The 15,030-nt window shown below is 47.8% G+C and carries 15 protein-coding genes; 3 read left to right on the top strand and 12 right to left on the bottom strand.

Features of this window, described 5'->3' with window-relative positions:
* Position 1 precedes the first annotated feature (1 nt).
* From yxlE to sigY, 4 genes are read right to left on the bottom strand one after another with little or no spacing between them, the layout of a single operon-like run.
* On the bottom strand, positions 2-190 hold the full coding sequence (yxlE, locus tag KHQ79_RS13615; RefSeq protein WP_003218770.1) for a sigma Y negative regulator YxlE: 189 nt from the start codon (positions 188-190) through the stop codon (positions 2-4).
* Entirely contained in the window at positions 187-393 is a 207-nt protein-coding gene (yxlD, locus tag KHQ79_RS13610) for a sigma Y negative regulator YxlD (RefSeq protein ID WP_003236135.1), read from the bottom strand. Before yxlD ends, yxlE begins: the two co-directional genes overlap by 4 nt.
* Positions 390-710, bottom strand: a complete 321-nt coding sequence (locus KHQ79_RS13605) for a YxlC family protein (RefSeq protein ID WP_003236138.1) — start codon at positions 708-710, stop codon at positions 390-392. Before KHQ79_RS13605 ends, yxlD begins: the two co-directional genes overlap by 4 nt.
* On the bottom strand, positions 703-1,239 hold the full coding sequence (gene sigY / locus KHQ79_RS13600; protein ID WP_003236140.1) for an RNA polymerase sigma factor SigY: 537 nt from the start codon (positions 1,237-1,239) through the stop codon (positions 703-705). The genes KHQ79_RS13605 and sigY overlap by 8 nt, the downstream gene beginning before the upstream one ends.
* 213 nt (positions 1,240-1,452) lie before the next feature.
* Here sigY and KHQ79_RS13595 point away from each other — a divergent pair, with 213 nt between their 5' ends.
* Positions 1,453-2,826: a cytosine permease gene (locus KHQ79_RS13595; RefSeq protein WP_003236143.1), complete on the top strand. Its 1,374-nt coding sequence runs from the start codon at positions 1,453-1,455 to the stop codon at positions 2,824-2,826.
* Between the two features lie 13 nt (positions 2,827-2,839).
* On the opposite strand, the gene KHQ79_RS13590 is transcribed toward KHQ79_RS13595, so the two are convergent.
* From KHQ79_RS13590 to cydA, 5 genes are all read right to left on the bottom strand, one after another.
* Positions 2,840-3,670, bottom strand: coding sequence for an NAD(P)H-hydrate dehydratase (locus KHQ79_RS13590; RefSeq protein WP_225515606.1), 831 nt, complete (start codon positions 3,668-3,670; stop codon positions 2,840-2,842).
* Between the two features lie 287 nt (positions 3,671-3,957).
* The gene (cydC, locus tag KHQ79_RS13585; protein ID WP_225515604.1) at positions 3,958-5,685 is read right to left on the bottom strand and encodes a thiol reductant ABC exporter subunit CydC; all 1,728 of its coding nucleotides are present in this window, start codon (positions 5,683-5,685) and stop codon (positions 3,958-3,960) included.
* Positions 5,682-7,385 (bottom strand): thiol reductant ABC exporter subunit CydD, encoded by a 1,704-nt coding sequence (gene cydD, locus KHQ79_RS13580; protein WP_119914465.1) that lies wholly within the window; start codon positions 7,383-7,385, stop codon positions 5,682-5,684. Before cydD ends, cydC begins: the two co-directional genes overlap by 4 nt.
* Positions 7,385-8,401 (bottom strand): cytochrome d ubiquinol oxidase subunit II, encoded by a 1,017-nt coding sequence (cydB, locus tag KHQ79_RS13575; RefSeq protein WP_019259866.1) that lies wholly within the window; start codon positions 8,399-8,401, stop codon positions 7,385-7,387. The genes cydD and cydB overlap by 1 nt, the downstream gene beginning before the upstream one ends.
* Positions 8,385-9,791 (bottom strand): cytochrome ubiquinol oxidase subunit I, encoded by a 1,407-nt coding sequence (gene cydA / locus KHQ79_RS13570; protein WP_060399810.1) that lies wholly within the window; start codon positions 9,789-9,791, stop codon positions 8,385-8,387. Before cydA ends, cydB begins: the two co-directional genes overlap by 17 nt.
* 554 nt (positions 9,792-10,345) lie before the next feature.
* Here cydA and cimH point away from each other — a divergent pair.
* Both cimH and KHQ79_RS13560 read left to right on the top strand, forming a co-directional pair.
* The gene (gene cimH, locus KHQ79_RS13565) at positions 10,346-11,698 is read left to right on the top strand and encodes a citrate/malate transporter CimH (protein ID WP_100275301.1); all 1,353 of its coding nucleotides are present in this window, start codon (positions 10,346-10,348) and stop codon (positions 11,696-11,698) included.
* Between the two features lie 181 nt (positions 11,699-11,879).
* Entirely contained in the window at positions 11,880-12,074 is a 195-nt protein-coding gene (locus KHQ79_RS13560; protein ID WP_225515602.1) for a hypothetical protein, read from the top strand.
* Positions 12,075-12,086: 12 nt separating this feature from the next.
* Here the strand turns inward: KHQ79_RS13560 and KHQ79_RS13555 are convergent, their stop codons facing one another.
* The 3 genes from KHQ79_RS13555 to msmX form a co-directional block, all read right to left on the bottom strand.
* On the bottom strand, positions 12,087-12,926 hold the full coding sequence (locus KHQ79_RS13555) for a polysaccharide deacetylase family protein (RefSeq protein ID WP_225515600.1): 840 nt from the start codon (positions 12,924-12,926) through the stop codon (positions 12,087-12,089).
* 101 nt (positions 12,927-13,027) lie between these two features.
* Entirely contained in the window at positions 13,028-13,756 is a 729-nt protein-coding gene (locus KHQ79_RS13550; RefSeq protein ID WP_225515598.1) for a ZIP family metal transporter, read from the bottom strand.
* Between the two features lie 105 nt (positions 13,757-13,861).
* Entirely contained in the window at positions 13,862-14,959 is a 1,098-nt protein-coding gene (msmX, locus tag KHQ79_RS13545) for a maltodextrin ABC transporter ATP-binding protein MsmX (protein ID WP_003236167.1), read from the bottom strand.
* Positions 14,960-15,030: the final 71 nt, after the last annotated feature.

Below are 15,030 nucleotides of genomic sequence, written 5' to 3'. Positions count from 1 at the left end.
CTCACCTTTGCTTTCTGCCGACGGTAAAAAATAAAATCGGCCCGATAATATTGATACATACAATGATTGCAGCCCACATCCACTTTGGCCCGTTTGTCCGCTCTTCCTTTATACAGCTGATGAGAGCGAACACCGCCAGCACAAGCTGCAATACAATCAGCGGCAAAATCATTTCCCAAGAAATATTCATTGCTTGATCCCCCTTTTCTTCCGGTCCGGCCTAATGACAAAAAAGTAATAACAAATCAGAGGCATCGGTGCTTGAATCAATCCGACAATCCCCCATACCCATGCCATGCGATTACGTTTTTTCGCATCAATAAATAAAAAGATCCCCTGTGCCAATACGATGAGATAAGCCGCAACCATGATGACAATTTCTGTTTGTGTCATCGGCGCTCCACCTCGCATTCACCGAGATGTCTTTTTTTCTCAGCCGCAATCAAAATCGGCAAAACAGCAAGCACACAAACCTGAAGCACGATAAACACAGCGGGAGCTTGAGTGAATGCCAGGATTGCCGCACTCACAACCATCAGCGCACAGAATACAAATAAGATGATCTCTTTCATCAGTTTTTTTCTGCGTTCAGCTTTCATTTGTAACAGCTGGTAAAGCAGTTCTTTTTGATCTGGTATAGAGGGATTGGCTGTTTGATCAATTTTCTGCAATTCTGATTTGAAATGAATTGAAAGCTTTTCTTTATTCATCGTTCCACTCCTTTCTGATTTGCTGGAGCCCTTTATGAACTCTGGACTTCACCGTGCCTTCCTTGATCTGCAGCATCAGCCCGATTTCGGCGTAGGTATAGCCGTAGTAATGCCTTAATAAAACTGGCGTGCGCAATTTAGGATCCAGCTTTGAAAACATATCCAGCGTTTCGCTCCATTCTCCCCCTTTCACTGACACGTCCCACTTGATCTTGCGGATTGTTTCCTCCGTAACTGCCTGATTCCGTTTCCATTCTCTCTTTCTCTTTTTCTGGTGATCGAGATAGAGCCTGGATGCTATAGAAATCAGCCACGTGGAGAATTTGGAACGGCCTTGGAAGCTTCTTAAATGAATGTACCCTTTCAGAAAGGTTTCCTGAACAAGCTCCTCGCTGAGGTCAGGATGAAGGGAAAGTTTTAACAAGTATTTATATAAAAAAGAATAATGATAGTGGAAAAGGGCTGTAAACGCCTCGTCGTTTCCCTCTTTCGCCTGCTGAATCAGCTGCTGTTCTTCATGTGTATCCAATGGCCGCGATCCCCCCTTTTTTTTGTTTTTCTGCCTTATAAGACGACACCGGATTCAAAAGCGTTCAGCTTTTTTACAATTCTTTTCAGCCATTGACAGATCAGGCTTCCCGACCGTTTGGCTGCACATCCTCATTTGTAAACCCCCTCATAGTCTGTTAAGCTATGACTTTATGTCGATTTTAAAAAAACATCCAATATGGAGGACGATGCATTGAAAGTAGAAAGGCGAACGATTGAATATATTCCGAATGAAGAAAGACATGGTAAAGCGAAAGATTTATTTCCCGTATGGTTCGGGGCTAATATGCATATCACCACGTTAGTGACTGGCACGATTCCCGTTGCAATGGGACTTAATCTGTTTTGGAGTGTTGCCGCTATTATTTGCGGAACCTTAATCGGTGCCATATTTATGGCGTCTCATTCCGCGCAAGGCCCTCAGCTTGGCATCCCGCAAATGATTCAAAGCCGTGCCCAATTCGGCGTAATTGGAGCGATTCTTCCCCTCTTCCTAGTCATGTTTATCTACCTTGGTTTCTTCGCAAGCAGTACGATTCTGGCGGCTGGAACCTTAAGCAGCTTTGTTCCCATCCCGGGATCATGGAGCATTATAGGCTTAAGCGCCGTATGTTTTTTACTCACCATTTTCGGCCATGATTTGATTCACAAAATGCAAAAAATCCTTTCTTGGACCTCTTTTGCTGTATTTTTTGCTGCAACGATACTCATTTTTCAATTGCCGATTCCGGCAGGTAGCTGGATTCCCGGAGCGGTTGATCTGCCAATTTTCTTGGTGGCGGTCAGCGCTGTCGCGACGTGGCAGCTGGCCTATGCGCCGTATGTTGCCGATTATTCAAGATATCTGCCAGTTCAAACACCGGCGTCCAAAACGTTTTGGTACAGCTATGCAGGTACATCTGTCAGCTCCATCTGGATGATGCTGCTCGGCGCTTTGCTGACGACGGCACTTCCTGACTTTACGGCAAACTCAGGCAGCCAGATTGTCCAATTGTTCGGCCCCTTCTCGTTCATTATGCTGATCATTGTGTTATTTGGGCAAATGGCGATCAATGTCTTTAACCTGTATGGGGCTTTCATGTCCACGACAACAACGCTTGAGCCGTTTCTGAAATTAAAGGTCACGCCCAAAGTCAGAATCATCATGATCCTTGGTGTCACGCTCGTCGGCACAGTCTTAAGCCTTCTCGGGCAAAGCAATTTTATGGAGCTGTTTTTGAATTTTATCTTTTTCATCAGTTATTTCTTAATTCCGTGGACGGCAATCAATCTAGTCGATTACTACTTCGTCCGCCACGGAAAGTATCAAGTCAAAGCCATGTTCGATGTGAACGGGCCGTACGGAAAAGTCAATTGGATCACCACGATTGCGTTCGTTCTGTCCATCTTGCTGGAAATCCCGTTTATCAATACATCCTTTTACATCGGACCGCTGGCCAAAATGTTTGGCGGCGGAGACATCGCATGGATTGTCGGCTTGGCCGTTCCCTCTGTTCTTTATTATGTATTGATGAAACCGCGTCTGAAAAAACGAGCAGGTTATCAAGAAAAGCTGTCTTCTCTATGAAGACAGCTTTTTATCATTCAAATCGCTTCCACACGCGAGGCAGCATGTCAGAAAGCTCATGAGCGAGCAGCGTATGGGCGGAGTGCTCGTCTGTCCAGAGCTCGGCGCACGCACCGTGCAGATAAACCGCGTTTAATATGGCATGCTTCGGATTTTTATGGCAGCAGAGCATGCCTAATATCATGCCGGTCAGTGTGTCACCGGTGCCGCCCTTGGCGAGTGCCCCGTTTCCGGTTGGGTTGTGCCAGCAATCACCATCGGGAAACGCGATAACGGTTTGATTTCCTTTTAACACAATGACAGCCTGAAGCTGAGCCGCCCATTCCTTTGCGTATTCCGCTCTTTTGTTTTGTAATTCTTTCACCGGCACCCCTGTCATGCGGGAAAACTCACCCGGGTGCGGCGTGAGGATGACGGGCGCCTCCCGTTTCGGATACGTGCGCTTCGCCAGCGCTCCGGCATCCAAAATAACGGGGCAATCCGCCGCAAGCACATGATCAACTGCCTGCTGTACGCTTTCAGTTTGCGGAAGCCCTGATCCGATGGCGATGGCCCGGTACGTCTCTTCAAGCTGAGCGTCCGCTGCTTTTTGCCAGCCGTCACGCCAATAGGTCGCCTCGGGTAAAACAGGAACAATCAGCGGGATCACGCTTTCAGACGTGCCGATGACAAGCTTTCCGAGACCGCTCCGCATCGCCCCAAGCCCCGCAAGAAGCGCTGCGCCCGGCATGTCGTCGCTTCCCGCCAGCAGCAAAGCCGTACCGTACGTTCCTTTATGGCCCTCCGCATCTCTTTCAGGGAGCGAGGCTCTCACATGCTCTTCCGTCCAAATTGGCACATTCATCTCTATCCCTCCTCTGCTTTCTCTTCCTATTTTTCCTGTACCTTCTTTATTTCAAACAAAAAAATGACAGCCTCAGGGGCTGTCTTCCAGATTGTTGACAAAATCCTAAAACGGTTTTTGTTTTAGGATTTTGTCATCTTTTCAGCGTGATTGAAAACCCTTGAAGTCTAGGAAAGACGAGCATTGGAGCGGAGCGAATGTTATAATTCGTGAGCACCAAGGCGCAGGACTGACAACGAATGCAAGGGTTTGTCGACATGCTGAAAGACAGCCTCAGGGGCTGTCTTCTATTTTACAGGAACGTCAAGATGATACAGGCGGCGATACCGTTCGTTTGACGCCAGCAGTTCCTCATGCGTTCCTTCCATTTCCGTTTTTCCGTTTTCGAGAAACACGATTTTATCGGCCGCTTCCACTCCAGCGAGATGGTGCGTAATCCATAGAATCGTTTTTCCCTTAAGCACCTCAAACACCGTTTCCATCAGCTCGCGTTCGGTGATGGGGTCGAGACCGACTGTCGGCTCATCGAGAATGATGATCGGCGTATCCTGAAGTAAAATCCGGGCGAGTGCGATCCGCTGCCGCTCTCCACCGGAAAACCGGATACCGGTTTCCTGAACAGAGGTATGATATCCGTCAGGCAGTGACTCGATGTAGTCATGCAGCTTCACCTGTTTTGCGGCGCGGCGCACATCCTCGTCGCTTGCTTCTCCGTTTCCAAGCCTGATGTTGTTTAGAATGCTTGTATCAAAGAGGTGCGGTTTTTGATTTAACACGGCCACCGCATCAGCAATCTGATCCTTTAACAGCGCTGTCTCCACTCCGTTTAACGTTACAGTTCCTGAGTCCGGTTTTAAAGCGCCCTCGATTAATGCGAGGGACGTTGATTTCCCAGACCCGCTCCGGCCGAGCAGCGCCATTTTTTCTCCTTGGCGCAGCGTAAAGGAAAAGTTGTGCAGCACTTGGCTGCTGTCGTCATAAGAAAACGTCACATCACGAAAGGACAGTGTGACATCTTGGAGATGAAGCGTTTCAGCCACTGATTCTGTTTGTGACGCCTCCGGCTGAGGAGCCACTTTGTTCATGCGTCTGATGGAATCCTGATAGCCGGGCACTTCACCCAAGGCATCAGAAAGTGGCAAAAAGGCTTCCGTCAGCGGGAACACCACAAGCACAAAAGCCGCAATCATCGTTTTGGACAGTTCACCGTCTGTATGCTGACCTGCCGTCCAAAATAACATCAGCAAAATAAGACCGGCGACAAGGCATTGCGCGGCAAAGTCCCGCCATCTTGTAAAGCGTTGTTTTTTCCGTTCAAGCTCAAACCAATCATGTTCCTCTTTTTCATAGGAATCAATAAACGCATGCCGGCGTCCGCTGAACATCCAGTCGCTGACACCCATCACAGCATCTGTCAAACGGCTGTACAGCACATTCCGCCCGCTTTTCAGCTTCGCATTCTTCGCTCTTGTCACGAGCAAAGACACTACCGGAAACAGCACAACAAGAACAAACAAATAAAGCGCAAGCAAAATGGCAAACGGCCAAGAGAAAAACCCAAGCGCAATCACTGAAACAGCATACAGGAGCAAGGCTGAGATCGCAGGAAAAATCGTTTTTAAGAAGGCATCCTGCAAATGCTCAATATCCTCAGACAAAATGCCGAGCATATCCCCCGTGCGAAAACGGAAACGCAGCATCAAGGCACCCGGCTCAAGCATGTTGTAAAGACGGACGCGCATGTCGGACACGATTTTCAAAATGATGTGATGGCCGACGAGGCGTTCCACATATCGTGACACAGACCGCGCGATCCCAAAGGTGCGTACAGCGACAATCGGCACATAAATAAGCAGGATGTTTTCCGGCCTTGTCGCCGCCTTAGAGATCAAAAACCCTGAGGTGAACATGAGAAAAGCAGCAGAAAAAATCGTCACCGCGCCCAAAAAGATAACCAGAACGAACAGGCGGGCATTTTGCTTGATATACGGCAGAATCCATTCTTCTTTCTTCATGCTCTTTCCCCCAGTTGTGCCTCCACGAGTTTGGTGTACACACCGTTTGTCGCCAGCAATTCATCGTGAGTCCCGACTTCCGCAACCCTGCCTCCGTCCAGCACGATAATTTCGTCCATATCGAGCATCCAGTGAAGGCGGTGAGTCGCGAGAAAGACGAGCTTATCCTCAAATAAATCCAGCATCGTTTCTTTTATTTCATATTCTGTTTCGATATCAAGATGGGCAGTCGGCTCATCCAGCAGCAGAATCGGACGGTTTCCCAAAAAGGCGCGAGCCAGCGCGACACGCTGAGCCTGGCCGCCGCTGAGCGCCCGGCCGCCTTCCCCGATCCGGCCCTCTAATCCGTCCGGAAGTTTGTCCACCAGCTCCGTCAGTCCCGCCGCTGCAGCTGCGAGGGCTGTATCCTCGGCCGAAGCGCTTGGGTGGTAGAAGCGAATGTTATTCGCCAGCGTATCATCAAAAATGTACGGATGCTGCGGGATGTAGAGGAGGTTTTTCTGCCAGCTGCCATCCTGCAAATGGGACCGGCGTGACCCATTGACCTCGATCATACCGCCATCCGGCTCCAAAAAACCGCCGAGGATATCAATTAATGTTGATTTTCCGGCACCGCTTGCACCGATGATGCCGATTTTTTTCTTGCCTTTGAATGACAGGTCAATATCGGACACCGACCGGCCGACTGACACACCTGACAGCTTCAGCTCATCCTGTTCGGACCACGTCCCAAGCTGAAGCGGCGCCTCTTCTTTAAAACCAGGCTGCGACAAAATCTCTTGAATGGTTTTGCCTGCTTCCTGCCCGTTTAGCGTTGCATGATAATCATTCCCCACCTCCCGCACCGGCAGAAAATACTCAGGTGCGAGAATAAGCGCCGTTAAAGCGGGCCCAAGCAAAATATCGCCGTCAATGAGGCGCAGGCCAAGAAACACTGCAACTGTCGCCACCGACAGCATCGTGAAAAAATCGAGGGCAAATGAAGATAAAAATGCCACCCGAAGCGTACTCATCGTTGCTTTGCGATACCGTTCACTAACGTAGAAAATATTTTTGCTGTGCGACTTGCTCAAACCTAAGAAACGCAATGTCTCCAGCCCGCGAAGAGAATCAACAAAATGATTGGAAAGTCTCTGATAGGATTTCCACTGACGATCCGCTTTTCTCTGCGCGACAAGGCCGAGGAGAATCATAAAAATAATCAGAATCGGCATAGCAGCGACTAAAATGATGGCTGATGTGCGATCCTGAAAAAATACATAAATGACAACCGCCGCAGGCACAATCGCCATGCTGACCATTTTCGGCAGAAACAGCTCCAGGTAGCGGCGGAACTGGCTGATGCCTTCCATTGCCAGCGTCACCATTTGCCCTGTCCCCTCTTTCTTTGCAAAACGGGGGCCTAACCGGAACAGCTTATCAAGAAAACTCTTTCTCAAATCTGCTCCTGTCCGGGCGGCATATTGATAGACGATTTTCTGGCGCGCCACCGTCACCCCGTGCCGGGCGACAAAAGCGATGAGGAAAAAGCCGATCACCGGAAACAGGGAGGCAATGCTCTTCCCGTTGAACAGCCCGGTTACGGCTTCACTCAGCCACTCTGCCTGCATAATAATGGCGGCTGTCTGAATCAGCGTTAAACAAGTAATCACGGTGAGAATCCGCTTCATTCCTTTATATCGAAACAGGTCTTTTCCCATTAATAAGTCATAGGCTCCTTATGGCTGACGCGCTTCCGGAAGACATAATAGCTCCAGATCTGGCTGCCGATTACAAACGGCAATAGGGTTAATGCTGCAATTGACATGACTTTAAGCGAATAATCACCGGAAGAAGCGTTAGCTACTGTTAAATCGTACGCGCTTTGAAGCGAGCTGACCATTACCCGAGGGAATAATGAAATAAAGATCATTCCTACAGTCAGCGCCAGCCCCGCGCCTGTCATCCCGAATGTCCAGCCGTCTTTTTTCTTACGGATAAATACAGCAGCAAGCATAAAGCAGATGACAATCAAAACAACAAGCGGAATGGTAATCTCGCCGCGGCGTGTAAACATGTCTGTCTGATAGGCAGAAAGGGCCGCGAAGGCAAGAACCGCTACAAAAACAACACCCATTATCTTTTGTGCCATTTTCCGGGCGCGGTTTTGCAAATCACCAATCGTACGCAGCGTGATAAACATTAATCCATGCTGGAAGCAAAGAAGTGTTACAGTCACACCGCCAAGTACAGAGTATACATTGATATAATCAGATACATGTGCGTGAATGTTCATATCGGCATCAATCGGCATCCCGCGGAATAATGTCGTGAACAGCACACCAAGCACAAACGGAGGAATCAGACTGCCGAAGAAAACGACCCAGTCCCAAACCTTTACCCATTTCAAATGATCGACCTTGCCGCGGAACTCAAACGCGACCCCGCGGCCCATTAACGCAAGCAGCACAATGACAAACGGAATGTAATAACCGCTCAGCATCGTTGCATACCAGTTCGGAAATGCAGCGAAAATGGCGCCTGCACCAGTCAAAAGCCATACTTCATTCGCGTCCCAAAACGGTCCGATCGTGTTGATCAGCACTCTGCGTTCTAATTCATTATGGCCAAGAAAACGGGTCGCCATGCCGACCCCGAAATCAAAGCCTTCCAAAAAGAAGAATCCTACAAACAATACAGCAACGAGTATAAACCAAAGATCATGAAGAGATGCCATGGTATACCTCCTGACTAAATGGATCTGTTGATACAGGCACATCATGATGCTCATCATGCTCTGCACCTTTTTTAATCTCACGGATGAACAAGAAGACAAGCAGCACACCCAGAATCAAGTACATCACTCCGAAGGCGATGATTGAAAATAGCAGGGAGCCCGCCGTTACGTTAGGCGACACGGATTGAGCCGTAGTCATCAAGCCCATAACCGTCCAAGGTTGACGCCCGATTTCTGTCATAATCCAGCCCGCCGAGTTCGCGATAAACGGGAAGGAAATCAAAGCGATCATGATGCGCAAATACCATTTGCTGTTTTCAAGCTTTTTGCGGCGGTTTAGCCAAAGGCCGCCTAACGCAGCAAGAATCATGACAACACCTGCTCCAACCATGATGCGGAAACTCCAGAACGTCGTTTTGACAGGCGGAATGTAGTCGCCTTTTCCGTATATTTTTTCGTACTCAGCCTGAAGTGTTTTCATCCCTTTGACACTTCCGCTGAATTTTTGATATGCCAGGTAGCTCAAGGCATAAGGAACTTTAATTTCATTTGAGCTTTTTTCATTTTTTGTATCGATCGTGGCAAAAGCTGTCCAAGCAGCAGGGTCACCGCTATCTTCCCAAAGGCCTTCACTGGCAGCCATTTTCATCGGCTGTGATTCCATCAAGTGCTCAGCCTGCATGTGTCCGCTAAGGCCGACGCCAAGACCGGCACAAAGGCCGACGATCATTGCGAGTTTAAAAGATTGTTTAAAGAACGGCACTTCTTTTTTCTTCAATAGTTTAAAAGCACTCACTCCGGCGATAAAGAAAGCCCCAGTGGCGAGCGCACCGAAAATGACGTGCGGGAATTCAACCCAAAGCTGAGGGTTTGTAATCAGCGCGCCAAAGTCATTCATCTCTGCGCGGCCGTTTTTGATCGTAAAGCCGACCGGCTCCTGCATAAAGGAGTTCGCTGTTAAAATCCAGAAAGACGACATAATCGTTCCAAATGACACGAGCCAAATGCAGAGAGCGTGAATTTTTTTCGGCAGGCGGTCCCAGCCGAAAATCCATAATCCGATAAAAATAGATTCCATGAAAAACGCCAATAATGCTTCAATCGCAAGCGGAGCGCCAAATACATCTCCGACAAAACGGGAGTAATCAGACCAGTTCAGTCCAAACTGGAATTCTTGCAAAATCCCTGTTACGACACCGACTGCGAAATTTATTAAGAATAAGTGCCCCCAAAACTTTGCCATTTTGAGGTACAGCTCATTTTTCTTCACAAGATAAAGAGTCTCCATCAACGCAACCATAAACACAAGCCCGATAGACATCGGCACAAACAAGAAGTGAAACAACGTTGTTGATGCAAATTGAATACGGGCTAATACCAATTCACTCATGCTTTATCCTCCATTTCCGGTTGAAACTGTTAATTTGCTCACTACTTCACAAGCAGAACCGAAACCTTGATCAGTAATTCACAAAATAGACGAAAAAAATATTGTTCAATATTTCACAAATGTGTCAAAAAGTCGTTCAATATGATGCAAGATTGCCAGACTGACCAAATGACACAATCTCTGACTGGTTCATATTAAGTACTTTACAACGATTCATTTCAAAAATAAAGCCCAAAATACCTAAAAAGTCCTGAATGATGTGACGGATTATTGTCTATTTCGTTGCTGATTTATGACGGCTGCTAGGATAAATGACCCTTTATTATCGTACATCAACACATCGTTCCTTGCGAATAAAATGCTTGTCCGGCACCAGCACTCGTTTCTCAGCATTCTGTCACAGATCGATTTTAGTCAGAATGCCTCTTTTCATCAGTAACGTGATGAAGTGAAAAGTTGAATAGTAAATTTTTAATATATTAATAATTTCAATTTTTTAGTATACTTAACGTAGTGAACAATTTCACTGCATCAAGAATAGGGGAGGTTTTTCAATGGGAGAGCTTCAAACACAAATGCAATTGCAAACGGATACAATTCACGAAGGGGTTCGAAAAGAGAATTGGTTTGCGAGAGCCATGAATATAAAAGTAGGCATCATACCGCTTCCTGTGTATGCCTTGCTGTTTATATTAATCACTGTTTTTGTTATGCATCACGATGTAAAAAGTGACATCTTGACATCCATTGCCGTCATGGCATTTTTCGGGTTCACCTTTGCCCAAATCGGCAAATCGATACCGATTGTTCGTTCTATCGGCGGCCCGGCCATCCTAGCTACTTTTATTCCGTCCGCTGTCGTCTACTATCACCTGCTGCCTCATGATATCGTCAAATCCACCACAGAATTTACAGAAAACTCAAACTTTCTATACTTGTTTATCGCAGGAATTGTCGTGGGAAGCATCCTCGGCATGAAAAGAGAAACACTCGTAAAAGCATTCATGAAAATCTTTATTCCGCTTATTGCCGGTTCTGTCGCGGCCGCTATTGTCGGACTGGCTGTCGGCACATTGCTCGGACTCGGATTTCAGCATACACTGCTCTACATTGTCATTCCGATCATGGCAGGAGGAGTCGGAGAAGGCGCTATCCCGCTGTCCATCGGTTATTCTGACATCATGCCCATGTCTCAAGGGGAAGCGTTTGCACTTGTTCTGCCGTCGATCATGCTGGGCAGCCTGTGCGCGATCATTCTAGCGGGATTGCTGAACAGAATCGGAAAGAAAAAACCGGAATGGACAGGCAACGGCAAAGTGGACCGATCTGAAGAAGTGTCCCCTGCGCTGGAGGAATCACAAAGCGGCCAGCAAATGTTCAACCTTTCTTTATTTGCATCAGGCGGTATCCTTGCTGTTTCTTTATACTTAGTCGGCATGCTCGCCCACGACTTTTTCGGATTTCCGGCACCGGTTGCCATGCTGTTACTGGCTGTCCTGATTAAGCTGTTCAGATTGGTGCCTGCCTCAATTGAAAATGGCGCGTTTGGGGTGTCCCGCTTCTTTTCAACCGCTGTAACCTACCCGCTGCTTTTTGCGATCGGCGTGTCTATGACGCCGTGGGACAAGCTTGTCGCTGCCTTCAACCTCAGCAATATCATTACGATTCTGTCTGTCGTTGTGACCATGATGGCCGTCGGCTTTTTCACCGGAAAATGGCTGAACATGTATCCGATTGAAACCGCCATTATCAATGCGTGCCATTCAGGACAAGGCGGCACCGGGGACGTCGCCATTTTAAGCGCCGCAGAAAGACTTGAGCTAATGCCATTCGCCCAGGTGTCTACCCGAATCGGGGGAGCGATTACAGTGTCCTTAACCTTATTGCTGCTTCATCAGTTTTATTGATACACCGCAAGCAAGTTCTTTGTAAAACGAAAGAGCTTGCTTTTTTGCTGTCCGTATTTTTGCAAGTTCCTGCCTCATGCGCTGGCTCAGAGACCGGCTGAAAGAATCGATCTCTTTGAAGTGAAACCGATCAGCGTTTCATCCGTATAACAGATATGGTGAAAAAAGGGAGTGACCAGAAATGATTGTGATCATCTTATTGATTGTAGCTATTATCGTTTTTCTTTCAGTCATTCAGCCGCAGCCCTTGGAAAACAAAAGCCGGCAGCAGGCGGACAGCGGGTTTTTCGGTTATTCAGATCATGGCTCGCATCATGATGGATGCGGCAGTGACGGAAGTTTCAGCGATTCCGGCTGTGGCGGCGGAGGCGATTGAGCGCCTCCTTTTTTATTTCATCGACTCGATATACGCGCCAAAAGATGCGCCTGACATGCCCGGGGACACGCGCACGCGATGGAGGGCGTACATTCCCTGGTCTCTCGATGCCACGCCCGGTTCTGTCGTCACGCCCATTTGATAGCCCGTTTCTTTGGCGGCCTTTAGCGTATCCTCATTGTAGCGCCCCACCGGATAACTGATGATAGAGGTTTGCTGATGAAACATGCCGTCAAACAGTTTTTTCGAATCAGCCATCTCACTGTGCTGCTGTTCAGGCGTTAACCCGTTCAGCTCAAGGTGGTCAATCGTATGGCTTTCAATCGATATGCCATGCTTCGCCATTTCTTTCATTTGGTCCTCTGTCAGATGATGTTTATGTCCGATCGATTTGCCGATCATAAAAATCGTCGCCCTCATCCCGTACTTCTTCAGCACCGGATACGCGTCTTGATAATTGTCTGTGTATCCGTCATCAAACGTGATCAGCACGCATTTCTCACTCGGCTTTTTATCCTGCGTCAGCATGAGATACGCCTCTTTCGGCGTTAATGTCTGATAGCCGTTATCGAGCAGCCACTTCATATGTGCTTCGAATTCTTTCTTCGGGACACGGAGGCTGTTTCCTGAGGAAATGCTATGATACATCAAAATCGGCAGCTTTGCCGGTTTCTCTGTTTTAATCCATGCGGATGTATCGTCTTCTTTTTTCTGAATATGTACTGTCTTTTCTTCCGGTTTCTTTTGTTCTGCTTTCGGCATCTGCTGCTCCGCGTTTGCCTCTTGATCAGCGCAAGCCGCGAGAGCAAAGCAGCCGCCTAAAAGAAAGGCGCTTAAAATCAATCGTTTCATCGTTCTCCTGCTTTCTGTCTATTTCTTCCTCCTTTTTCATCGGTTTGTTTCTGAGATTTTCAAGCAAAAAAACCGGACATGGAAGCATGACCGGCTCACATTTAAGAAAACTGATTCAAAACCAGCGAGGTTAACAGGCCAAGTGCAGCGATCAAACCTGTCATCGGACCGCTGTCTTCGTACGCCTCGGGCATCATCGTCGAAGCAATCATTGCAATGATGCCCCCGCCCGCAAACGCTGCGATTGCTGACATCACTTCTTCAGAAGCACCGTCGAGAAAGAAATATCCTGACCATGATGCGAGAATCGAAATCACGAACACCGCAGCCCAAAGCAGCATAATTTTTGTTCTGGAATACCCGCTGTTTTTCATTCCTGCTGTACTGGACAGCCCTTCAGGTATGTTGCTGATAAAGATGGCAATCACCAAAAGGAAGCTGACCGATTGTTCTTCGAGAAGGCTGGCGCCAATCATAATCGATTCCGGAACAGCATCCATGATGGTGCCGATAAAAATGGCGATTCCTCCTCCGCCGGCAGCTGCTTGTCCCGATCTTTTTCTTTGTGACGCGCCTCTTTTGAAAACCGCGTAATCAAAAACTGTAAAAACGACTGCCCCCGCAATAAATCCGGCGCCTGTCGACACAATTCCGCCTTCTGCCACTGCATCCCCAAGAAGCTCGTAAGCGGCAGCGCCAATTAAGACGCCTGTGCCAAACGCCATAATATAGCCGATGATCTGTTTGCGAATCGAAAAAAACATGGACGCCAGCGCGCCCAGCAATACTGCAGAGCCGGAGATCCCGCCCCACATTGCCGCATGCCACATCACGATCTCCCCTTTCTTACCAACCACTACCCCCTGCGGTTTTTTCTGTAAACCTTTAAGAGAACACAAAAAAACCGGACATGTCTCCATGTCCGGTTTTTGAACTTAACGAATTCTCACTTCTGTCTCACTGTCAAAGAAATGTCCTTTATTCATATCAAACGCAACCGTCAGCTCATCACCTGATTGAATATCGAGACGGGCGTCGATCCGCGCAATAAAGTCTTGATTATCAATCTGCGAATAAATCATGATTTCAGAACCGAGCAGCTCTGCGACATTGATTTTCGCTTTAATCGAAGAGTTCTTATACGATTCTACGACAATTAATTCATCATGAATATCCTCAGGACGGATCCCGAAGATGACTTCTTTGCCAATGTAGCCCTTTTCACGCAGCACCTTCATTTTTCCTTCCGGCACGGTTAATGCTGCAGAACCGATTTTGATTACGCCGTCCGTCAGCTTTCCTTTGAAAAAGTTCATCGCTGGTGATCCGATAAATCCGCCGACAAATACGTTTTCAGGGAATTCGTATACATCCTTCGGCGTCCCGATCTGCTGGATTTTTCCGTCTTTCATGACCACGATCCGTGTCGCCATCGTCAGCGCTTCTGTCTGGTCATGTGTCACGTAAATCGTTGTGGTTTGCAGCCTCTGATGGAGCTTAATGATTTCCGCCCGCATTTGCACCCTCAGCTTCGCATCCAGATTCGACAAAGGCTCATCCATCAGGAACACCTTTGCATCCCGCACGATTGCCCGTCCAAGTGCGACCCGCTGTCTCTGCCCGCCTGACAGCGCTTTCGGTTTGCGGTGCAAATATTCCTCCAGCCCGAGAATTTTAGCGGCTTCTTCTACCCTTTTTTTGATTTCTGGCTTCGGCATTTTTCGAAGCTTCAGCCCGAATGCGATATTATCGTAGACTGTCATATGCGGATAGAGCGCGTAGTTTTGAAATACCATCGCGATATCCCTGTCCTTTGGCGCTACATCATTTACCCGTTTTCCTTCAATATAAAAATCGCCTTTCGAAATTTCCTCAAGCCCTGCAACCATCCGCAGCGTTGTTGATTTCCCGCAGCCTGACGGGCCGACGAATACGATAAATTCCTTATCGGCAATGTGAAGGTTAAAGTCATCAACAGCCGCTTCCTTCTGATCATAATATTTATAAATGTGCTCCATCCGCAATTCAGCCATCTAGCATCCCCCTTTGTTATTGTAAACGCTTTCTTAATTTGAGTGTAACAGCTTTTTCATATCGCTGGAAT

The sequence above is a fragment of the Bacillus sp. TSO22 genome (assembly GCF_020223595.1).
Lineage (GTDB): Bacteria > Bacillota > Bacilli > Bacillales > Bacillaceae > Bacillus > Bacillus inaquosorum.
The sequence above is the reverse complement of the archived record's forward strand: the minus strand, read 5'-3'. Positions and strand labels throughout refer to the sequence as shown.